We start from the raw sequence: 21,538 nt of genomic DNA, 5'->3' as shown, positions 1-21,538 counted from the left end.
AATTAGATAGACTAACTAAGTAATGTCTGCGTCTGATGAATCACTCCACCTCACCGCCACAGACCTTCGCATGGCCACTTTCCGGCTGGCCCGTCGCCTGCGTTGCGCACGCGCCGCCGACACGATGAGCGATGCGCAGCTGGCGGTGCTCGCCGACCTGCGCATGAACGGACGCCGCACGATCTCGACCCTCGCCGAGCGCGAGCGGGTGACGGCACCGTCGATGACCAACACCATCAACGGTCTCGAGGAACAGGGCTTCGTCGTGCGTGCCACCGACGAGGACGACCGCCGCCGCGTGCAGGTCGCCATCACCGAGGCCGGCACCGAGATCGTCGTCGAGACCATCCGCCGCCGCGACGAGCTGCTGGCCGACATGCTGCGCGAGGTCGACTACACCGAGGCCGAGCTCACCACGCTGCGAGAGGCCAGCGCCCTGATGAGACGGGTGGTCGAGCGATGAGCGCCATGTTCCGCTCCTTCGCGAACATCAACTACCGCATCTGGTTCGCCGGCGCCCTGGTCTCCAACGTCGGCGGGTGGATGCAGGCGACCGCCCAGGACTGGGTGGTGCTCACAGAGCTCACCGACAACGACGCGACGGCGATGGGCGTCACCATGGCCCTGCAGTTCGGGCCGCCGCTCGTGCTCGTCAGCCTGACCGGGTGGGTGGCCGACCGCTTCGACCGGCGGCACATCCTGTTCGCGACCCAGTCGGCACTGCTGGCCCTCGCGATCGCGGTCGGCGTGCTCCTGCTCAATGACGTGATGACGCTGCCGATGATGTTCTGCTTCGCCCTGGGCTTCGGCGTCGTGAACGCGTTCGATGCCCCCGCCAGGCAGGCGTTCGTCTCCGACATGGTCTCCACAGGTGACACCTCCAACGCGGTCGCACTCAACTCCGCATCGTTCAACCTCGCCCGCATGGTGGGGCCGGCGGTCGGAGGCCTCCTGATCGTGGCGATCGGCTCCGGCTGGGTGTTCATCGTCAACGCCGCGACCTTCCTGGCGATGCTCCTCGCGCTGATGATGCTGCGCCGCAGCCTGCTCGCCCCTCGCCTGAAGAACCGCAGCCGCGGCGGGCTCGCTGCCGGATTCCGCTACGTGTGGGGACGCAGCGACCTGCGCGTGGTGTTCGTCACGGTGTTCCTGATCGGCGCCTTCGGCATGAACTTCCCGATCTTCGCCTCGACCATGGCTCTCGAGTTCGGAGCGGGAGCAGACGGCTACGGCGTGCTCAGCTCGGTCCTCGCGATCGGCTCGCTCATCGGCGCCCTGCTCGCCGCACGACGCGATCGGGCACGGGTGCGGGTGGTGATCCTGGCCGCCGGCGGATTCGGGATCGCCGCGTTCGTCTCGTCCGCGATGCCGACCTACGCCTCGTACGCCGTCACCCTGACCTTCACCGGCTTCATGATCGTGACCCTGCTCACCACGGCCAACGGCTACGTGCAGATCACGACCGAACCGGCGCTGCGCGGACGCGTGCTCGCCCTCTACATGGCCGTGATCATGGGCTCGACCCCGGTCGGCGCCCCCATCGCCGGGTGGGTCGCCGACACGTTCGGGCCGCGCGCCGCGATCATGCTCGGCGGCACCGCCGGATTCGTCGCGTGCGCGATCGGCGTCATCTGGGTGGCGACCTCGGGACGCCTCCGGCGCGCCGAGAACCGTCGATTCCTCCTCACGCTCGACGAGACCCGTCCGCTCCGCGTCGTCGAGGTCGACCCGATCGAGTTCAGCGACGAGGCGGCCGTCACCACCCCGATCCGGAGCGCCAAAAAGCGCGACCTCGAAGGCTGACCCTCCTCGCGGCGTTTGTCAACGCCCTCCACGAGGTGCCGGTGGCGACCGTACCGTCGAAGCATGGACGAGAACACGGAACGCACCCCCCACCCGCACCCGCAGGATCCGGCTGAGGGCGCGCGCCGGGTGCCTGAAGAAGACACCGGGCAGGGCGACGGCACCGGTGGCGCGATCCAGGGCGACAGCTCACGCGGAGAGTCGACCGGCGGTGCCATCCAGGGCGACGCAGGCCAGGGTCACCGCGCACCTCTGGGCGGCGACGAAGGCACCGAGGATCAGCTCGACGCCGACAACGAAGCAGAAGAAGACACCCTGAAGACGCTCGACCCGGATTCCCCACCGGCCTGAGCTTCTGCGAGGGCAGCGCCACCGCCAGCCGTCGGCTTCCCCAGGCCACGGCCCTCCCCTGCGATGGCGTTGCCCGCCGCATCGGCCCGCTCTCCTGAACGCGAAGAACCCCCTTGCAGACGATCGCAAGGGGGTTCTTCGACGAGGCAGGTCAGGCGAGCACGAGTTTGAGCTGCTCCACCGCCCAGTCGAGCTCGGTCGCGCGGATCACGAGCGGCGGTGCGATGCGCACGGTCTGGCCGTGCGTGTCCTTCACCAGCACGCCGCGCTCGAGGAGCTTCTCGGCGATCTGACGCCCGGTGCCCTTGGCGGGGTCGATGTCGACACCGGCCCAGAGACCGGCGATGCGGACGGCCGTGACACCGTTGCCGATCAGCGGCTGCAGGGCCTTCTCCAGGTGTGCGCCGAGCGCCCGCGCCCGCTCCTGGAACTCGCCGGACTGCAGCATCTCGACCACGCGCAGCCCCACGGCAGCGGCGAGCGGGTTGCCGCCGAAGGTCGAGCCGTGCTCGCCGGGACGGATGACGCCCAGCACGTCGGTGTTGCCGACCACGGCCGAGACCGGAAGGATTCCGCCGCCGAGCGCCTTGCCGAGCAGGTAGAGGTCGGGCACGACGCCCTCGCGGTCGCACGCGAACGTCTCGCCGACACGGCCGAGGCCGGCCTGGATCTCGTCGGCGATGAACAGCACGTTCTTCTCGTCGCAGATCTCGCGGATGCGGCGCAGGTACCCCTCCGGAGGAATCACCACTCCCGCCTCGCCCTGGATCGGCTCGACCAGCACGGCTGCGGTGTCGGGCGTGATGGCAGCCGCGATGGCATCCGCGTCTCCGTACGGCACGACGTCGAAGCCGGGCGTGTAGGGCCCGAAGTCGTCACGCGCCTGCTCGTCGTCGCTGAAGCTGACGATCGTGGTCGTGCGCCCGTGGAAGTTGCCGGCCGCGACGATGATGCGCGCCTTGCCCGGAGCGACCCCCTTGACCCGGTATCCCCACGCGCGGGCGACCTTGATGCCGGTCTCGACGGCCTCGGCCCCGGTGTTCATCGGGAGCACGAGATCTTTGCCGGCGAGCTCTGCGAGCGCTGCAGCGAACGGCTCGAGCCGGTCGCTCTGGAACGCACGGCTGACGAGCGTGACCCGGCCGAGCTGCTCGGTGACCGCGGCCACGAGGGCCGGATGCCGGTGCCCGAAGTTCACGGCCGAGTACGCCGCGAGCAGGTCGAGGTACCGCTTGCCCTCGACATCCGTGACCCACGCACCCTCGCCGCGGGCGATGTTCACCGGCAGCGGGTGGTAGTTGTGGGCGACGTGGGGCTCGGTGCCCGCCTCCGTCACGGCCTCCGCGCCCGCGGTGGCGTCGACCGCGGTCACTCGGCACCCCGCAGCTCGAGCGTGCAGCACTTGATGCCGCCGCCGCCGAGCAGCAGCTCGGAGAGGTCGATCATGATCGGGTTGTAGCCGCGCTCGCGCAGCTGCTTCTCGAAGCCCTTCGCGCGCGGCGAGATGACCACGTTGTAGCCGTCGCTCGCCGAGTTCAGGCCGAACACCGAACCGTCTTCGTCCGAGACCAGGATCGCGTCGGGGAAGCGCTCCTCGAGCACAGCGCGGCTGGCGTCGTCGAAGGCACCGGGGAGGTATGCGATGTTCGCGCGCTCCGGGCCGCCGTTCTCCGTGCCCTGCACCGGGTCGAGCACGGCGATGGCGGTGTCGAGGTGGTAGAAACGCGGGTCGACCAGGTTCAGCGACACGACCTCACGGCCGAAGATCTCGCCCACCTCGCGGTGGCTGTCGCCCGTGGAGCGGAAGCCGGTGCCCGCGAGGATCACGTCGCCGACGAGCAGGAAGTCGCCCTCGCCCTCGTTGACCTCCTTCGGCATCACGGTGTCGTAGCCGGCGGCGCGGAACCAGTCGGCGAAGGCAGGAGACTCGCCCTGGCGCTGCACGAAGCGGAACTCGGGCACGTAGGCACGGCCGTCGATGAGGAATCCGCCGTTGGCCGTGTAGACCATGTCGGGGTAGCCGGCGAGCGGCTCGATGAGCTCGACCTCGTGGCCGAGTTCGATGTAGAGGTCGTAGAGCTTCTGCCACTGCGCGACCGCATTCGCGGTGTCGGTGGGCTTGGTCGGCTCCATCCACGGGTTGATGGAGTAGTTGACCGTGAAGTGCTCCGGCTTGCACATCAGGTAGTGGCGGTGATGCGCGGTGCGGGCGGGTGCGGTGGAGACGGCGGCTTCAGTCGTCGACATGGGTGCTCTCCTCATAGGACGGGCGCGGCGGACGCTGTCCAGGGGCCCGGCGGTCCTTCGACCTTTCGCTCGTTCAGAGCGGGCGTCGGGGAAGATGCGACTCGGGCACGCCGGGATCCATTGTGTCATCCGTCCCCTGTACGCCGCCAGAGCGCCGCCCGTTCCTGCCCCTCCCCTCCCGCCGGTCCCGCCCGTCCCGCCCTCCCGCCGGTCCCGCCCCTCCTGCCGGCCCCGCCCGTCCCGGATGTTCCGCCGCTCCCGAATGCTCCGGTCGCAGTTGCTGCCGCCTTTTTCCCACAGGGGCGGCAGGAACTGCGACCGGAACGAGAGGAACGACGCGATCAGGCCGCCGAGCCGGTGACGACGAGCTTGCCGACCGTGTGGCCGGCCTCGAGTTGGGCGAGGGCGGCGGATGCCTCGGCGAACGGGTACTCACGCTCGATCACCGGGACCACGCGGCCATCCGCGACGAGTTCGAGGAGCTTGGCCAGAACCTCGGGGCGGGGCGTCGCAGCGAGGGGACGGATGCTCCGCGAGCCGATCGACAGGAACACCGCACGCAGCATCCGCGGGATGGGACCCAGCACGTGACCGCCGTCGCCCGTGACCAGCACGACCGTTCCACCGGGGACGACGAGGCGTTTCAGCTCGCGCAGCGGCATTCCTCCGGCGATGTCGATGATCGCGTCGAAGCGGCCGTCCGGCAACGCGCTCAACGGCGACTCCCTGTGGTCGAACGTGCGCACGGCGCCGAGCTGCTCGACCAGCGGCGCGTTTCGGTCTCGGCAGGTCGCCCACACCTCGGCGCCGCGGAGAGTCGCGAGTTGCACCGCGAACGTGCCGACTCCTCCGGATGCACCGATGATCAGCACTCGCGGTGCTCCCCCCGCTGCGTGGCTTCCGTGCGCGAGCCCCACCCCGGCGAGGTCGAGGGCCTGCCATGCGGTACCACCGGCGACCGGCAGACACGCGGCGGCCTCCGGGGCGATGTCGGTGGGGATCCGCACGAGCCGCGCTGCAGGAACGCACACGTACTCGGCGAGGCCTCCTCCACCGACGAGCTCGCCGACGACGTCTTCACCGATCTCGGCGCCGACGACGTCCGGCCCCACGGCGACCACGGTGCCGGCGACCTCCATGCCGCGCACCGGATGCTTCGGACGGGTCAGCCCGAACACCGGTCGCACGAGCAGCGGATCACCGAGCAGGAGGCGCACATCACCCGCGTTCAAGGCCGTGGCATGCACCCGCAGCAGCACTTCGCCGCGGCCGGGCGCCGGGATCGGAATGCGTTCTAGGGTCACACCATCGGCCGGCCCGTAGGTCTCCCGGCGCCACGCCTTCATCGACCGGCTCATGATGATGCTCCTGACGTGTCGGGGTACTCGAAGAGCTCGTCGAGACCCACACCGAACGCGCGGGCGATCTGGAACGCCAGTTCGAGCGTCGGCGAGTACTTCTGCTGCTCGATCGCGATGAGCGTCTGCCGTGTCACGCCGACCGTGCGGGCGAGTTCGGCCTGAGTGAGTCCGGCCTGTTCGCGATGCGCGCGGATCGTGTTCGAGACGAGGGTGGGCTTGACCATCAGACGAGTCCCCGCCGGTAGGCGATCACTCGCGCGATGCCGCCGACGAGCGCCGAAACAGCGAAGCCCGCGAACATCGTGTTCGCGATCCAGAACACGTCAGCTCCCACCGCGCAGAGCGCGATCACCCCGAGGCCCGCGATCACGACGAAGCCCTGCTCGACACGACCACCCATCCGGCTGATGTCGCGGTCGCGGATGTCGGAGCGGCCGACCCCGTCGGGGTCCTCCATCCCGGCGATGATTCCCCACCCGACACTGAGGATGATGGTCGCGACGATGCCGCCGCCGATCACCCACAGCATCAGCGGGAACCAGTCGACGTCGGTGAGCGGCCCTCCCGCGGCCTGTTGGAGCACCAGCACGACGTAGACGACCATCACGATCGGGCTCACGATGAGCCCCGCCCATGCATTGCGTTCTTCGTAGACCATGACGCCTCCGATGTAAAAGATTCTTGACACGCTCAGCGTACGTCGAGCATCCGCCCTATGTCAAACATTCTTTACACATCGACGGGCTCCGGTCGCAGTTCCTGCCGCACCAACGCGAATCGTGCGGCAGGAAGTGCGACCGGAACGAGGGGTGGCGGCAGGAAGTGCGACCGGAACGGGAGCGGGCGGCAGGAAGTGCGACCGGAACGAGGGGGTGCGCGTCAGATCACGCCGCTGCTCCAGGAGTCGGGGTTGCCGTAGCGATGCGCGGTGATCGAGATCGACTGCTCGTGCACGAAGGGCAGCAGCTCGATGCGGGCAGCGGCCGTCACCTCGCCGTCGTACACCGCGAGGTCCGGATCGCCACCGGATGCCGTCGCCAGAGAGGTGTGCAGCGCGGCCACGGCGGCACGACCGCCGACCAGACGCACCCGGTCACTCACCGGCAGCGCGACACCCTCGGGGGCATCATCCTGTCGAAGCATCCGCTGCAGCCACTCCTCGTCGCTCTCGAGGAACACCTGGGCGTCGAGGTCGCCGAGCGCGCGGCGCACGTCACCGGGCAGTCCGACCGGGGTCGAGATCACGAACTTCGCCCCCGAACGCACTCCGGCGATCACCACGCGCAACAGATCCTGCAGCGCGGCATCGTCGGTCGCACGGACCTCGACCGGCACCGGCCGATAGCGGAAGAGGTTGCGCTCGACGCCGAGGCGCGAGACGTCGCGCACCTGTCCGAACTCCCGGTCCCAGGCCAGAGCATCCGACAACGCGGAACGGCGCAGCCACTCGAACCTCTCGTACTCGAGCGACGACTGCGCCGACTCGATGAGGGCCGTGATGCGGGAATCGAGTCCCCGCAGATGCAGGGTGCTGGATGCCGGGCCACCCGGCTGCGAGCGCCAGGATCCCAGTCCGATCAGGTAGTTCGGGCCACCGGCCTTGGCACCGGGGCCGACCGAGGAGCGCTTCCACCCGCCGAACGGCTGCCGCTGCACGATCGCGCCGGTGATGCCGCGGTTCACGTACAGGTTGCCCGCCCGCACCCGGTCGAGCCAGTACGACAGCTCCTCCGGGTCCTGCGTGTGGAGCCCGGCGGTGAGCCCATAGGCGACGGCGTTCTGCATCTCGACGGCACGCGCGAGGGTCGGGGCGTGCATCACGCCGAGCACCGGGCCGAAGAACTCCTCGGTGTGGAAGCGTGATCCCGGCTGCACTCCGACGCGCACGCCGGGGCGCCACAGCCGGTTGCCGCCGTCGTCGTCTGCGGCGAGCGTGGGCTCGATCAGCCACTGCTCGTCGCCCTCGAGCTCGCTCAGCGCCCACGCGAGCTTGCCCTGCGGCGGCTCGATCACCGGGCCCACCTCGGCCAGCGGATCGGTGGGCTGTCCGACGTGCAGCGAGCGCACGGCGTCGGCGAGCTGTCGAGCGAACCGGGCCGAGCGACCGACGGGCCCGACGAGGATCGCGAGCGAGGCCGCCGAACACTTCTGCCCGGCGTGTCCGAAGGCGCTCTTGACGAGGTCGGCGACCGCGAGATCGAGATCGGCCGAGGGGGTGATGATGATCGCGTTCTTACCGCTGGTCTCGGCGAGCAGCGGCAGGTCGGGGCGCCAGGAGCGGAACAGCGCTGCCGTGTCCCACGCACCGGTGAGGATCACGCGGTCGACGGCGTCGTGCGTGATGAGCGCGCGACCGAGCTCGCCCTCCTCGATGTCGACGAGGGCGAGCAGGTCGCGCGGCACGCCCGCCTGCCACAGGGTCTCGGCGATCACGGCGGCGCAGCGGCGGGCCTGCGGGGCGGGCTTGAACACGACGCCGGAGCCTGCGGCGAGCGCGGCGAGCACTCCCCCGGCGGGGATGGCGAGAGGGAAGTTCCAGGGCGGAGTGACGACGGTGACGGATGCCGGGACGAACACGGCGCCCGCGATGGCGTCGAGCTCGCGCGCCTTGGCAGCGTAGTAGCGGGCGAAGTCGACCGCCTCGCTCACCTCGACGTCGGCTTCGGCGAAGACCTTGCCCGTCTCGGAGGCCGCCACCTCGATGAGGTCTCCCCGGCGCGACTCGAGCGCGGCGGCGGCACGCAGCAGCACCTCGGCACGCTCGGCGGCAGGGCGTGCGCCCCACGACGGCGCCGCACGGCGCACGCCCTGCACGATCCGTTCGAGGTCTTCCGCATCCGACACCCGTGCGACGGCGATCGTGGCGACCCCGAGCTCGGAGGTGGGGATGCGCTCGCGCACCTCGCGCGCCCAGTCGCGGTTCGCGGGCAGTGCCGGGTCACTGTCGGCCGTGTTCGAGAAGCCGGGAGCACCACCGGCATCCTGCCCCATCTCGCGAGCGGAGTACACGGCCGTCTCGAGGAACGCCTCGCGGCCGCCCTCGTCGTCGGAACCACGCGAGATCCCGAGCACCGCTTTGGTGAGGTCGGTCTCCGGTGCGGGGGCGGCCGGCGCCGTCCGCACCGACTCGTGCACCGGCGCCTGGCGGTCCTGTGTGCGGCGCGGACCGCTGCGAAGAGTCGCGTCCCCCGCCCGGTCGAGCGCGTCGAGGAAGCGATCCTGCTCCCGCACGAACAGCGACTCGTCCTCGCCGAGCCGGAACGCGGCGGAGAGGAAGTTGTCGGGCGAGGCGTTCTCCTCGAGCCGGCGCACCAGGTAACTGATCGCGACATCGAACTCTGCGGGCTCCACGACCGGCACGTACAGCAGCACCGGGCCGACCTCGCGCGAGACGGCCTGCACCTGCCCCTGCGCCATGCCGAGAAGCATCTCGAACTCGACCGCCTCGCGCACGCCCCGCTCACCCGCCCGAAGCCACGCGTAGGCGATGCCGAACAGGTTGTGTCCGGCGACGCCGAGCTTCACGGCGGCGGTGTGCTCGGGCTGCAGCGCCCAGTCCAGGCAGCGCAGGTAGTTCGCGTCGGTGTCGAGCTTGGTGTCGTAGGTCGCGGGGGTCCAACCGTGCATCCGCGCCTCGACGTGCTCCATCGCGAGGTTCGCACCCTTGACGAGTCGCACCTTGATGCGGGCGCCGCCGTGCGCGACGCGGTCCTGCGCCCAGGCGGTGAGCTCCTGCAGGGCGGGCAGCGCATCGGGCAGGTAGGCCTGCAGCACGATGCCCGCTTCGAGTCCGGCCAGGCGCGGGTCCTCCAGGATGCGCGTGAAGACCGCGATCGTGAGGTCGAGGTCGCGGTACTCCTCCATGTCGAGGTTGAGGAAGGTGCCGTCTGCCGCTGCCGTGACGTAGAGCGGCAGGAGCCGAGCGACCACCTCGTCGACGACCTCGTCGAAAGCCCACATGGAGAGGTGACTGATGATCGCCGAGACCTTCACCGAGACGTAGTCGACATCCGGGCGCTGGATGAGCGCGTGGATGCCGTCGAGCCGCCGCCGCGCCTCCGCCTCGCCCAGCACGGCCTCACCGAGCAGGTTGAGGTTGAGTCGGGAGCCGTTCGCCCTGATCCGCTCGATCGCCGCCCCGAGCTTCGCGGGACGTGCGTCGACCACGAGATGCCCGACCATGTCGCGGAGCACCCTGCGGGCGATCGGCACCACGGGCGATGGCAGGATCTGCGCGACACCGCCGCCGAGACGGACGGCCGAGCGCAGGTACCAGGGCAGGAACTCGGGCACGATCGGCGCGATCCGGTGCAGCTGCGATGCCGCAGCGGTCAGGCTCTCCGGGCGCATCACGCCGTCGACGAAGCCGAGCGTGAACGGCAGTCCGTTCGCGTCCTGCAGCACTCCGGCCAGACGCGCGGCCGCGGGGTCGGGTTCGATCGCCGCGGCCTCGATCGCCCACCGCCGAGCGAGCTCGACGGCACGGTCTGCGAGGGGTGCGGATGCCACGGCATCCGGCGGGAGGTCTGCCATGACTTTCACCCTAGGTCTGGATGCGCCGGATTCCGCGCCGCGCCGCCCGTGCTCACCCTGTTCCGGTCGCATTTCCCGTCGCTTTCCGGCGTGCGGAGCGACAGGAAGTGCGACCGGAACAGGGTGAGCATGGGGAGGGGCGGGCTACAGTGCGGCGATGATGTCCTCCACCCGCTGCTTCGCGTCGCCGAAGAGCATCGACGTGTTGTCGCGGAAGAACAGCGGGTTCTGCACGCCCGCGTAGCCCGTGGCCATCGAGCGCTTGAACACGATGACGTTCTCGGCCTCCCACACCTTGAGCACCGGCATCCCGGCGATCGGACTTCCCGGGTCTTCGGCGGCGGCCGGGTTCACGGTGTCGTTCGCGCCGATCACGAGCACGACCGCGGTCGAGGCGAGGTCGTCGTTGATCTCGTCCATGCTCAGGACGATGTCGTACGGCACCTTGGCCTCGGCCAGCAGCACGTTCATGTGGCCGGGAAGGCGCCCCGCGACCGGATGGATGCCGAAGCGCACGTCCACACCCCGCTCGCGGAGTCGTCGGACCAGGTCGGCCACCGGATACTGCGCCTGCGCGACCGCCATGCCGTAGCCGGGCGTGATCACGACGGTGCCGGCCGCGACGAGCATCTCAGCCGCACCCTCGGCGGTGATCTCGCGGTGTTCGCCGTACTCGGTGTCATCCGCGGACGGCGCCGCGATCCCGAATCCGCCTGCGATGACGGAGAGGAACGAGCGGTTCATGGCCTTGCACATCACGTACGAGAGGTACGCACCCGACGATCCCACCAGCGCACCGGTGACGATGAGCAGGTCGTTGTTCAGGAGGAAGCCCGCCGCGGCCGCCGCCCAACCCGAATAGCTGTTGAGCATCGAGACGACCACCGGCATGTCTCCGCCGCCGATCGAGGCGACCAGGTGCCAGCCCAGTGCGAACGCGAGCACGGTGACCGCGATCAGGAGCCACAGCTGCTGGTCGTTCACGAACCACACGGTCAGGGCGACGAACGCGACCAGCGCCCCGATGTTGAGCCCGTTCTTGCCCGGGAGCATGAGCGGCTTCGACGACATCTTCGCCGAGAGCTTGAGGTACGCGACGATCGACCCGGTGAAGGTGACACCGCCGATGAAGATCCCGATGAACACCTCCGCGTTGTGGATGCCGACGAGCTGAGGGGCGATCTCCGGGTGCGCGAGGTAGCCGTTCCAGCCGACGAGCACCGCGGCGAGGCCGACGAAGCTGTGCAGGAGCGCGATGAGCTCGGGCATCCCGGTCATCTCCACGACCCGCGCTCGCCAGAGCCCGATGGCCGCACCGATCAGCACGGCGGCCACCAGCAGACCCAGGCCGAGGAACGCCCCGGTGCTCCACGCATCCGCCACGGTGAGGGCGACGGTCGCGACCAGCGCGATGGTCATGCCTGCGATGCCGTAGACCACGCCGGATCGGGCGGACTCGTGACGGCTGAGCCCGGCGAGGCTGAGGATGAACAGCAGGGCGGCGACGATGTAGGCCGCCCCGGCGAGCGCGTCGACGGTCACTTCTGGCCGCCCTTCGCCGATGTCCCGAGTGTGAACATCGCGAGCATCCGACGGGTCACCGCGAAGCCTCCGAAGATGTTGATGGAGGCGAGCAGCACAGCGATCGCGGCGAGCACCTGCACGACCGGCAGCGGCGAGGTGATCTGCAGCATCGCCCCGACCACGATGACGCCGGAGATGGCATTGGTCACCGACATGAGCGGGGTGTGCAGCGCGTGGTGCACCTTGCCGATCACGTAGAACCCGATCACGACCGACAACACGAGCACCGTGAAGTGCTGCGGGAGCGGAGCGGGGGCGAACGCGTTCACGGCGAACAGCGCGGCGATCCCCACCACGATCAGCGTGACCTTGCGCGCGGTGGACATCTTCTTCGGCGGTGCGATCTCGACCGGCGGCGCTGCAGCCTTCGCCGCGGGGGCGGCTGCGACCTGCACGGCGGGCGGCGGCCAGGTGACCTCGCCGTCGCGGACGACCGTGACCGAGCGCTGCACCACGTCGTCGAAGTCGATCACCAGTTGCCCGTCCTTCGCGGGGGTCAAAAGCGCCACGAGGTTGGCGAGGTTCGTGCCGTAGAGCTGCGATGCCTGGGCGGCCAGGCGCGAGGCCAGGTCGGTGTATCCGAGGATGATGACCCCGTTGTCGGTGACGACGCGTTCGCCGGCGACCGAGCCCTCGACGTTGCCGCCCTGCCCCGCGGCCATGTCGACGATCACGCTGCCCGGCTTCATCTGCGCGACATCGGTTGCCGTGATCAGGCGAGGGGCCGCCCGGCCGGGGATGAGCGCGGTCGTGATGATGATGTCGACGTCGGCGGCCTGCTCGGTGTAGATCTCGGCGGCCCTGCGGTCGTAGTCCGCGCTCGTCGCCTTGGCGTAGCCGTCGGTGGAGGCTGCGACCTCGACGTCGACCGGAAGGTACGAGCCGCCGATCGAGGTGACCTGGTCGGCGACCTCGGGGCGCGGGTCTGTCGCTCGCACGATCGCTCCGAGACTCGATGCGGCCCCGATGGCGGCGAGACCTGCGACTCCGGCACCCGCGACCAGCACCTTCGCCGGCGGCACCTTGCCCGCGGCCGTCACCTGGCCCGTGAAGAAGCGGCCGAACTCATGCGCAGCCTCGACGACCGCGCGGTAGCCTGCGATGTTCGCCATCGAGCTGAGCACGTCCATCGACTGCGCGCGCGAGATGCGCGGCACCGCATCGAGGGCGACCGCCGTGATGCCGCGTTGCGCGAGCGACTCGACGAGGTCGGGGCGCAGTGCCGGCGAGAGCAGCGCGATGAGGGTGGCGTCGTCGGAGAGGAGGGCGATCTCCTCCGCCCCGGGGGCCGTGATCGCGAGGACGACTTCGCTCCCCCACGCCTCGGCACGATCGACGAGTGCTGCACCTGCCGCCTCATACTCCCGGTCGGGGTACGACGCTGCTCCGCCCGCTCCCCGTTCGACCCTGACCGTGTGGCCCAGCTTCCCGAGCGACGCGATCGTCGCCGGGGTGGCCGAGACCCGTGCTTCGCCCGCAGGCTCCCGCACGATGCCGATGACTGCCACTGCATCCTCCTCCGCCCGTCTGCGTCGACGGGATCACCGGGGCGTCTGCGCCCCTGACTTCCCGCTCAGAGTACTGAGGAGCGTTCCCGAAGCACCCCTCCTTCTGCTCTGTGACGGGGAAAGAAGCGGGGTTCTTACGGAAAGCGGAGGAGCACTCCGCGCTCAGAGCGCCGGGTGCCGGTCCTTCGCTTCGAGGAACCATCGGCGCGCCGACGGCACAAAAAGCAGCAGCCCCTGCCCGATGCCGATGGGGCCGACCCAGAGCCCGATGGGCGTCGCGATGAACAGCGCGGTCATCGCGAGCCCCTGGCCGACCGCGACCCAGCGCATCCACGAGATGCGCCGCGCGAGCCCGACGAGCACGGCGACGTTCACCAGCATGCCGAACACGACCAGTCCGCCCCAGAGGATCGTCGATGTCGCGTTCGCCGGGGTGGGGAGCGTCGCCAGGAGCCAGATCAGCAGGGCGCCTGCACCGAGCCAGACGAGCGCGAGGAGCGCGGAGAGGAACATCGGGATGGCGATCGTCACGGGCATCCACTCCCGCTGCGGGCGATCCCGCGTCGCTGCTGTCCCGGTCACCGTCGTATCCCTTCGCACCACCGTGTGCGCGTGGCGCGCACCCTCACCCTAGGTCGTGCGGGGATCGGCGTCGAGAACTGCTCAGCCCCAGACGCTCGGGCCTTCACCCGGTTCTATGCTGTTGCCGTGACCACGAAGCCGCCGGAGCCTCCGGCCCAGGTGCCTGACCGGGCTGTCATCGCCGCGAACGCCGGGGCGCGCGCGAAGGTGCTCGGCTGGGCGCGGCGCAGCATCGATCTCATCCCGACCTCCTGGCTCCTCACCGGCGCCGGAGCCGTGATCCTGGCGACCACGGCCGTGTTCGGCGGGCTCGAGGCCGCCGCCGTCGACCCGACCCCTGTCGTCAAGGTCGGCGAGACCTTCGCAGGCTCCGATCTGGAGATGACAGTCGTCGGAGTCGAGTTGCGCGACGAGCTGAGCGCTGAAAGCGGCCACGCCCTGGTCTATCCGGACGAAGAGAAGGGCGAGCGAATCCTGGTCGTCACGGTCGACGTCACCAACACGTTCGACAAGCCGCGACCGTCGACAGCGAACCCCCCGCTATCCCCGGTCGTCGACGGCATCCGCATCGAAGGGCTCGACAAGAAGGGCGACGTCCTCCGTGCCGACGACGGCGAGCGCGCACCCCGGTTGCAGCCCGATGTCCCCGCCCGCCTGCTGCTCACCTGGACCGTCGGGCCGGACGACTTCCACGACGGCGATGAGATCACTCTCACCCTCCCCGATTCGGACCACTACGTCGGGCAGAGCGTGATGCGCGGCGATTACTGGGTGGATGTCACCGTCGGGGCCACCCTCATGGCGACGATCGATGAGGTGATACTCCCGTGAAGAAGCACGCCCTCATCTGGCTCGCCACCGCCGCGCTGCTCGTCTGCGCGTGGGGTGTCTCGAAGGCGACGCTTCCCGACGACGCTCCGGACGCGCCGTTCCCCACGGTCGCGCAGATCGGCGAGCAGGCCTCCACGCGCAACCTCGTCGCGACGGCGACCGACGTACACCTCGCGAACCGAGTCGCAGATGTGGCGGGATGGTCTGCCGAGGGCACCTGGCTCGTCGTCGATCTCGAGGCCGCGAGCGGGGTCACACAGGATCTGAGCACCCTCAGGCTCGCTGAACTCACGATCGGCGACCGGACATTCACAGCGACGGATCGCGGCACCACCTTCGTGGATCAGCGCCTGGTCACCGGCGTTTCCCGTGCCGGGAGCCTCGCCTTCGAGCTCCCCGAAGACGTCGTGGGCGACAGGGCCACACTCCGTCTGGGCGTGCCCGGAGCGGGCGGCTTCGAAGTGCGGCGCGACGGCGTGATCGATCTGTCGATCGACCTGGCCGCGCTGCCCGTCGAGACCGAGGTGCTCCTGGACGAGAACGGCTGGGCCCGATGACGATTCCCCTCCCGCCCCCACCGCCCGCACCTAAGGAAAAGCGGGAGGCTGCGGATGCACGGCCGAAACGGCCTTCCTGGTGGCGGCGCAACACTCTGGCCCTGGTCGCGCTCGCCCTGCTCCTGCCGGCGACCGCCGTCGCGGTCGGCTGGCAGGAGTGGTACCAGTACTTCGGATTCGGCGCTCGCGCGGTCACGCCAGTGGTTGTGCCGGAGGGGGAGACGACTGATCTCGCCGGCGCGGCCTGGGGTCCGGTGCGCGGCGGCGAGATCGAGGATGTCTCGGGGCTCGACGTGCCGGAGCACACGCGCCTGATCGCGGTCGCGGTGCCGGTGGATGCCGGCTCCGAGGGGATCGGGTGCGAGGCGCCGATGCTCGTGGAGCAGTCGACGGGGCGGGAGTGGAGTCCCGTGCGTGCGGAGGTCGGGCTGGACTGGAGCGCAGACGAACCCGAGACCTGCCTCAGCGAGCAGGCGGGCGCCTATGAGCTGATCGTCCCGTTCGTGGTGCCGGACGATGTCGAGGGACCGTTCTGGGTCGACGTGCGCCCCTACGAGGCCGGCGGATCCTTCGTGAGATTCGAATTCGAACCCTGACCTTCGACGCCGTCCCTGACCGGCGCGTCGACCATCGCCGCGGCGACGGCGTCCACCGAGGAGGGCGAAGACCCGCGGCATCGGCCACGGCGCGCATCTCCGACTCCTGCGGCGAAAGACCTGTCGTATCGGTGCGGTCCTGCTGCCGCCGACGCAGCCGCCCGAGGGTCGCGTCGTACGCCCCGCTGATCACCGCGATCCGCAGCGGCTCCATGAGCAGCAGAGGCACCAGCGACACCAGCGGCGTCGCCACCGCCCAGAACACGTACTCCTGGGGCCCGATGAGTCGGGTGATGCCGAAGGAGAGGTACGACTCGAGCGCCTTCACGAGAACGTAGAGCAGGGCATACGAGCCGACGAGCAGCGGACCGGCGCGCCACATCAGCAGCAGCGCCCGGCCGATCGGGCGGAAGCGCGCGCCGAGCTCTTCCCCCAGGTCTTTGAGCCGTCGTACGAGCGGATTGGGGATGACGGCCGCGTGCTCACGTACGCGGGCGATCAGCTCGCTTTCGACGCGCAGCTTCTCGGCGACGATCGCCTGGCCGAAGACCACCCCGGCGATGGTCAGCCAGGCGAGCGGAGCGAGGAGGACAGGCCCCGCCTCGGAGAGCAACCAGCCGATCGCCTCCCATAGCCAGCGCAGCGGGGCGACGGCATCGAGGATCTGCTCTCTGACCGTCTCGAGGAAGGCCATGGCGGCGCGGCTGTCGACCCACCCCTTGATCGTGTCGAAGATGTCGCCGAGCACCATCACCGAGAAGAAGACCCAGACGACCTCGAAGTAGACCGCGACCGGCGAGAGCCACTTCGCGAGCTTCGCCGACCACTTCGACCAGGCCCAACGGCCGGCGAACGCGAGCACGATGATCGAGACGGTCCACACGTTGATCGGCAGGTTGAGCACGGTGTCGACTGAGCTCACCGGATCCTCGCCGTTGACAGCCGCCGTCCAGATGATGCCGTTGCGCACCTCGAGAGCGCGCAACGAGTACGCCCGGATGTCCTCGCCCAGCAGCCCCTGCGCCCAATAGACCGCGAAGAAGGGGAGGATGCCGGCGAGCAGCGCCGAGAGGAAGGTGCGACGGCGATCCACGGCCGTCTCCGGAAGAGGTGCGACCTCCTGCAGGTTGCGCAGACCGTCGCGCAGCACCAGGAACATCGCCACCAGACTCACCAGGCGCGCGAGGATCGCGACAGGAAGGACGAGGAAGCCGACCGTGGCCGAGGACGCACCGATGAAGCCCGCGATCTCGGTGATGACGTAGTGCATGAGGACGCCGGCCAGATACCACGCCATCAGCGCGGGCCAGTGTCTCCACAGCACCCGCCCGGTGGTCGTCAGGATCGCCAGCACACGGTCAATATATCGCTGCTCGTGCGGGCGCCGGCGTCATCAGCCCCAGACGCTCGGGGCCTTCACCCGCACGGGCGGGAGGGCGGATGCCGCGGCCCAGTCGTGCACCCACGCGTCGATCTCCGGCACACCCTCGGGCTTGCCCACCGCGGCGAACAGCTCTTCGTTGCTGACGGTGCCTCCGGTGCGGCGCAGCATCCGAGCCCGCACGATCGCCCGGGCGTACACCTCGCCGTCGACCACGGCGCGGTGCTCCATGAAGAGCGCCTTGTCGTCATGTCCGATGAAACGCGACTGCACCTCGAACCGCTGCCACAGCTGCAGCGACTTGCGGAAGGTGACCGTCTCGCTGGAGACCACCGCGTACCAGCCGCGGTCCTTCATCGCGTCGAACAGCCCGGTGCGGATGAGCTGATCCCAGCGCCCGAGGTCGAACAGCGACAGGTAGCGGCCGTTGTTCATGTGGCGCAGGATGTCGATGTCGGTCGGGAGAGTGGTGAGGCGGATCGTGCCGACGGCGGTGGGGTCGAGGCTTTTCCCCCGTCGCACGCGACGGCGAGCGCCGAGGATCACGAGGAGGGTCCGCCAGATCACGTTCACGAGGACTTATCGTAGCCAGGCGTGCATGATCTGCGAACTTCGTTGTGCGAACCCTCCATGCGACGACGTCACGTCTCGTCGGGGTCCCACTCGATTTCCTCTTCGCCGACGCCGCGCGTAGAGTCACGAACATGAGCGCCGAAGCCCAGTCTGAAGTCATCGTCCGTCCGGTCCGTGATGTGGATGCGGAAGCCCTCGGTCGCGTGCACGCGCAGTGCTGGCACGAGACCTACGACCACCTGATCAGCACGGCTGCGCTGGAGAAGGTCTCGCCCCGCCGCATGGCCGAGTTGTGGACGCACTGGGCCTCACAGGGCCCCGAGTTCAAGATGAACGCCGCGCTCGTCGACGGTGAGATCGTCGGCTTCGTCGGCTCCGGCCCTGCCCGCGACAAGGATGCTCCCGCGTTCCGCGAGCTCTACTTCATCTACCTGCTCGACGCGTGGCACTCCACCGGCATCGGCCAGAAGCTGTTCGACGCCGCCGTCGAGAAGGATGAGCCGCTCTACCTCTGGGTGGCCGAGGACAACCCCCGCGCGCACCGCTTCTACACGCGCAACGGATTCCGCCTCGACGGAGCGTCGCACACCGAGCCGTTCCTGGGCGAGACGCTGACCGAAGTGCGCTTCGTCCGCCCCTGATCCACCGCGTACACAAGAGCGGGCCGTCTCCGATCGGAGACGGCCCGCTCTTTGCGTCTGTTCTCGCGCACGGCTCCGGGGTCAGAGGCGTTCGAGGATCGTCACGTTCGCGACGCCGCCGCCCTCGCACATCGCCTGCAGGCCATAGCGACCGCCGGTGTGCTCGAGCTCGTTCAGCATCGTGGTCATGAGCCTCGTGCCGGTCGCCCCGATGGGATGACCGAGCGCGATGGCTCCGCCGTTGACGTTGACCTTCTCGTGTGGGGCGTCGAGCTCGCGCATCCAGGCGAGCACCACGGGGGCGAAGGCCTCGTTCACCTCGAACAGGTCGATGTCGGCGACGCTCAGACCCGCGCGCTCCAGGGCGAGCCTCGTCGCCGGGATGGGCGCGGTGAGCATGAGTACGGGGCTGGCACCGCGCACCGTCATCTGATGGATGCGTGCGCGTGGCGTGAGCCCGTGTTCGCGCACCGCTCGCTCGCTCGCGATGAGCACCGCGCTGGAGGCATCGCTGATCTGCGACGACACGGCGGCGGTGATCCGTCCGCCCTCCCGCAGCGGCGCGAGGCCGGCCATCCGCTCCAGAGTGGTGTCCCGGCGCACACCTTCGTCGTGGTCGAGACCGTTCAGCGGGGCGATCTCGTTCTCGAACCGACCCTCATCCTGCGCGAGCGCCGCGCGCCGATGGCTCTCCAGGGCGAACTGCTCCATCTCTTCGCGGGAGATGTCCCACTTCTCGGCGATCAGCTCCGCGCCGGCGAACTGCGAGATCTCCTGGTCGCCATACCTCTCGCGCCATCCGGGCGACTCCGCATACGGCGTCGTGAAGCCGTACTGCTCCCCGACGATCGCGGCCGCGGTCAGCGGCACCTGCGACATGTTCTGCAGACCGCCGGCGACCACGAGGTCGTTCACGCCACTCATCACGGCCTGCGCCGCGAAGTGCACGGCCTGCTGGCTCGACCCGCACTGACGATCGATCGTGACACCGGGCACATGCTCGGGGAATCCGGCGACCAGGGCGGCGGTGCGCGCCACGTTCCCTGCCTGCCCGCCGATCGCGTCGATGGCGCCGAGGATGACATCGTCGACGGCATCAGGATCGACACCGACCCGGTCGACCAGCGCCCGCAGGCTGTGCGCCCCGAGATCAGCGGGATGGATGCCGGAGAGCGATCCCCCGCGCCGTCCCACCGGGGAACGGACCGCGTCGATGATGTACGCCTCGGCCATGATCTTCCTTCCGTCGTGCGGGTGACGCTGTGTCGTCGAACGCCGTCGGGTCAGCGGCCCGAGACCTTGCCGAACGCCTTCGCGATGGGTGCGAGCACGAGAGGCCGGGCGGCCACCCAGGCGATCGCGATCACCACGAGCGAGAGGATGAAGACCCAGAACCCGGTCCAGGTGACCGCATCCTGCGACGCGAACATGTGGTTCAGGTTGCGCAGGAATCCGGTGAGCATCACGAGGGCGACGTGCGCGATGATGAACGCCACGAAGTAGAGCATGATCGGGAAGTGCAGCGCCCTGGCCCACTCCACCGGGTACGCCTTCGACAGCTTCTCGGCCTTCTTCGGCCAGAGCCCCGACATGCGGAACCCGGTGATCGCCGCCAGAGGTGCAGCGATGAACACGGTCGCGAAGTAGGCGAGCTGCTGCAGGCTGTTGTAGTTGTTCCAGCCGTTCTCGTGCGGCCAGTCGAACGACACGTACTGCAGGGCCGCCGAAAGTGCGTTCGGGAACACCTCCCAGCTCGTCGGCACGATGCGCACCCAGTGCCCGGTGACGAACAGCAGCACCACGAAGATCACGCCGTTCACGAGCCAGAGGATGTCGAGCGACTGGTGGAACCAGAGGTTCAGACTGATCTTGCCCTTCGCGTCGCCACGGGGTGTCCAGAAGACTGTGGGTCGCTTCTCGGTGCGCACCTGGAGCCCCGAGCGGATGATCAGCACCATCAGGAACATGTTGAAGAAGTGCTGCCAGCCGATCCACGGGGAGAAGCCGGGCTCGACGGCGATGGCCGGCTCGTACTCCCCGGGGAAAGCCGCGAGGAAGTCCTGCACGAACGGGAAGCTCAGCAGCGTGCGCACGAAGGCGATGGCGGCTCCAGCGATCACCCCGAGCGCTGCGGCCCCGAAGAGGACGGCGATGGCCTGCGGCCACGTCGGGCGAGGGCGACCGGATGCCGGCGCCGGCGCCTCGGCGATGTGACGTGGCGCGCGCCCGTTCCACACCGTGCGCGTCCACGGCAGCGGAACGGAGACGTCGGCGATGGCGGGTGCGGATTCGACGACGGCCACATCGGTGGCGTCCGCCGCGGCGGCAGCGTTGCTCTCGGGAGCGACGGACTCGGGCGCCACGGAATCGGGCGCCACGGAATCGACAGGGGCCGCGACGGTCGCGAGCGCAACGGTGCCTGCGGGCGGCCAGGGCTCACCCCCGACGACGCGGGGCAGGCCGCGACGGATGCCGTCGGCAGCGGCGGTCTGCGCGGCGGGTGCAACCACGGCGGGTGCAACGACGGCGGGCGTCGGAGCGGGCGATGCGACAGCCGGCGCCGACGATCCGGGAGCGACTGCCGCGACGTTCGATACGGGCACCGCGGCGTGCGCAGCGGGAACTGCCGCAGCGGTGGGGGACGCGGTCTGCGACGGGGGCCAGGGCTCTCCGCCCGGCACGCGCGGCAGGCCGCGACGGACCTTCGATGCTCCGGTGGTCGCCACGGGAGCGGCGCCGGCAGTCGGCGCGGTGGAAATCACCGGCGCCGGATCCACGGCATCGGTCGACACGACAGGATCGACGGCCGCGGCGAGGCCCGGAGTCACCGCGCGCTCGATCGGCGCCTGGGTCGCGACAGCATCCCCGACCGCCACACCGACGGCCGTCACATCCGCAGCCGTCTCCTCCACAGCCACCGCATCCGCGGGGGGCCAGGGCTCCCCGCCAGGTGTACGCGGCAGACCGCGTCGCAGCATCCGCGTCGCCAT

At 69.6% G+C, this 21,538-nt stretch carries 19 protein-coding genes; 6 read left to right on the top strand and 13 right to left on the bottom strand.

Translation table 11 applies throughout. The annotated features are described in order from the left end of the window. Positions 1–22: 22 nt before the first annotated feature. The 3 genes from ACIQTX_RS04580 to ACIQTX_RS04570 all read left to right on the top strand — a co-directional run bounded on the left by ACIQTX_RS04580 (position 23) and on the right by ACIQTX_RS04570 (position 2,154). Positions 23–463 (top strand): MarR family winged helix-turn-helix transcriptional regulator, encoded by a 441-nt coding sequence (locus ACIQTX_RS04580; protein WP_402969463.1) that lies wholly within the window; start codon positions 23–25, stop codon positions 461–463. Between the two features lie 5 nt (positions 464–468). Then, entirely contained in the window at positions 469–1,803 is a 1,335-nt protein-coding gene (locus ACIQTX_RS04575) for an MFS transporter (protein WP_402972954.1), read from the top strand. Positions 1,804–1,866: 63 nt separating this feature from the next. Beyond that, positions 1,867–2,154, top strand: coding sequence for a hypothetical protein (locus ACIQTX_RS04570; protein ID WP_402969460.1), 288 nt, complete (start codon positions 1,867–1,869; stop codon positions 2,152–2,154). Positions 2,155–2,305: 151 nt separating this feature from the next. Here ACIQTX_RS04570 and rocD read toward each other — a convergent pair whose 3' ends face one another. The 9 genes from rocD to ACIQTX_RS04525 form a co-directional block, all read right to left on the bottom strand. Next, a complete protein-coding gene (gene rocD, locus ACIQTX_RS04565; protein WP_402969457.1) occupies positions 2,306–3,526 on the bottom strand; it encodes an ornithine--oxo-acid transaminase in 1,221 nt (406 codons plus the stop codon). Beyond that, positions 3,523–4,401: a dimethylargininase gene (gene ddaH, locus ACIQTX_RS04560; RefSeq protein WP_402969454.1), complete on the bottom strand. Its 879-nt coding sequence runs from the start codon at positions 4,399–4,401 to the stop codon at positions 3,523–3,525. The genes rocD and ddaH overlap by 4 nt, the downstream gene beginning before the upstream one ends. 341 nt (positions 4,402–4,742) lie before the next feature. Beyond that, entirely contained in the window at positions 4,743–5,759 is a 1,017-nt protein-coding gene (locus tag ACIQTX_RS04555) for an NAD(P)-dependent alcohol dehydrogenase (RefSeq protein WP_402969451.1), read from the bottom strand. Continuing rightward, positions 5,756–5,986: a helix-turn-helix transcriptional regulator gene (locus tag ACIQTX_RS04550; RefSeq protein WP_028500738.1), complete on the bottom strand. Its 231-nt coding sequence runs from the start codon at positions 5,984–5,986 to the stop codon at positions 5,756–5,758. Before ACIQTX_RS04550 ends, ACIQTX_RS04555 begins: the two co-directional genes overlap by 4 nt. Continuing rightward, complete coding sequence (locus ACIQTX_RS04545) at positions 5,986–6,420, bottom strand: hypothetical protein (RefSeq protein WP_402969448.1); 435 nt, start codon at positions 6,418–6,420, stop codon at positions 5,986–5,988. The genes ACIQTX_RS04550 and ACIQTX_RS04545 overlap by 1 nt, the downstream gene beginning before the upstream one ends. Positions 6,421–6,641: 221 nt before the next feature. Further along, positions 6,642–10,295: a proline dehydrogenase family protein gene (locus tag ACIQTX_RS04540; protein ID WP_402969445.1), complete on the bottom strand. Its 3,654-nt coding sequence runs from the start codon at positions 10,293–10,295 to the stop codon at positions 6,642–6,644. Between the two features lie 144 nt (positions 10,296–10,439). Continuing rightward, positions 10,440–11,837 carry a Re/Si-specific NAD(P)(+) transhydrogenase subunit beta gene (gene pntB / locus ACIQTX_RS04535; protein WP_402969442.1) on the bottom strand — a complete coding sequence of 466 codons (1,398 nt, stop codon included), beginning with the start codon at positions 11,835–11,837 and terminating at the stop codon, positions 10,440–10,442. Then, entirely contained in the window at positions 11,834–13,387 is a 1,554-nt protein-coding gene (locus ACIQTX_RS04530) for a Re/Si-specific NAD(P)(+) transhydrogenase subunit alpha (RefSeq protein ID WP_402969439.1), read from the bottom strand. The genes pntB and ACIQTX_RS04530 overlap by 4 nt, the downstream gene beginning before the upstream one ends. 162 nt (positions 13,388–13,549) lie before the next feature. Then, positions 13,550–13,969, bottom strand: coding sequence for a hypothetical protein (locus ACIQTX_RS04525; RefSeq protein WP_402969436.1), 420 nt, complete (start codon positions 13,967–13,969; stop codon positions 13,550–13,552). A gap of 126 nt (positions 13,970–14,095) precedes the next feature. Between ACIQTX_RS04525 and ACIQTX_RS04520 the strand changes: the two genes are divergently transcribed. Next, positions 14,096–14,800, top strand: a complete 705-nt coding sequence (locus tag ACIQTX_RS04520) for a hypothetical protein (RefSeq protein ID WP_402969433.1) — start codon at positions 14,096–14,098, stop codon at positions 14,798–14,800. Then, positions 14,797–15,357: a hypothetical protein gene (locus tag ACIQTX_RS04515; protein ID WP_402969430.1), complete on the top strand. Its 561-nt coding sequence runs from the start codon at positions 14,797–14,799 to the stop codon at positions 15,355–15,357. Before ACIQTX_RS04520 ends, ACIQTX_RS04515 begins: the two co-directional genes overlap by 4 nt. A 462-nt stretch (positions 15,358–15,819) precedes the next feature. On the opposite strand, the gene ACIQTX_RS04510 is transcribed toward ACIQTX_RS04515, so the two are convergent. Together ACIQTX_RS04510 and ACIQTX_RS04505 are read right to left on the bottom strand one after the other, a co-directional pair. Continuing rightward, positions 15,820–17,307: a hypothetical protein gene (locus ACIQTX_RS04510; RefSeq protein ID WP_402969427.1), complete on the bottom strand. Its 1,488-nt coding sequence runs from the start codon at positions 17,305–17,307 to the stop codon at positions 15,820–15,822. Positions 17,308–17,346: 39 nt separating this feature from the next. Next, on the bottom strand, positions 17,347–17,907 hold the full coding sequence (locus ACIQTX_RS04505) for an acyl-CoA thioesterase (RefSeq protein WP_402969424.1): 561 nt from the start codon (positions 17,905–17,907) through the stop codon (positions 17,347–17,349). A gap of 131 nt (positions 17,908–18,038) precedes the next feature. On the opposite strand from ACIQTX_RS04505, the gene ACIQTX_RS04500 reads away from it, so the two are divergent. Next, positions 18,039–18,548 carry a GNAT family N-acetyltransferase gene (locus ACIQTX_RS04500; protein ID WP_028500746.1) on the top strand — a complete coding sequence of 170 codons (510 nt, stop codon included), beginning with the start codon at positions 18,039–18,041 and terminating at the stop codon, positions 18,546–18,548. Positions 18,549–18,629: 81 nt separating this feature from the next. Here ACIQTX_RS04500 and ACIQTX_RS04495 read toward each other — a convergent pair whose 3' ends face one another. Both ACIQTX_RS04495 and ACIQTX_RS04490 read right to left on the bottom strand, forming a co-directional pair. Beyond that, positions 18,630–19,781 carry an acetyl-CoA C-acetyltransferase gene (locus ACIQTX_RS04495; protein ID WP_402969421.1) on the bottom strand — a complete coding sequence of 384 codons (1,152 nt, stop codon included), beginning with the start codon at positions 19,779–19,781 and terminating at the stop codon, positions 18,630–18,632. A 50-nt stretch (positions 19,782–19,831) separates the two neighbouring features. Continuing rightward, positions 19,832–21,538 (bottom strand): cytochrome b/b6 domain-containing protein, encoded by a 1,707-nt coding sequence (locus ACIQTX_RS04490; RefSeq protein ID WP_402969419.1) that lies wholly within the window; start codon positions 21,536–21,538, stop codon positions 19,832–19,834.

This window comes from Microbacterium sp. NPDC090281 (assembly GCF_044769635.1).
In the GTDB taxonomy this organism is placed as follows: domain Bacteria; phylum Actinomycetota; class Actinomycetes; order Actinomycetales; family Microbacteriaceae; genus Microbacterium.
The sequence above is the reverse complement of the archived record's forward strand: the minus strand, read 5'-3'. Positions and strand labels throughout refer to the sequence as shown.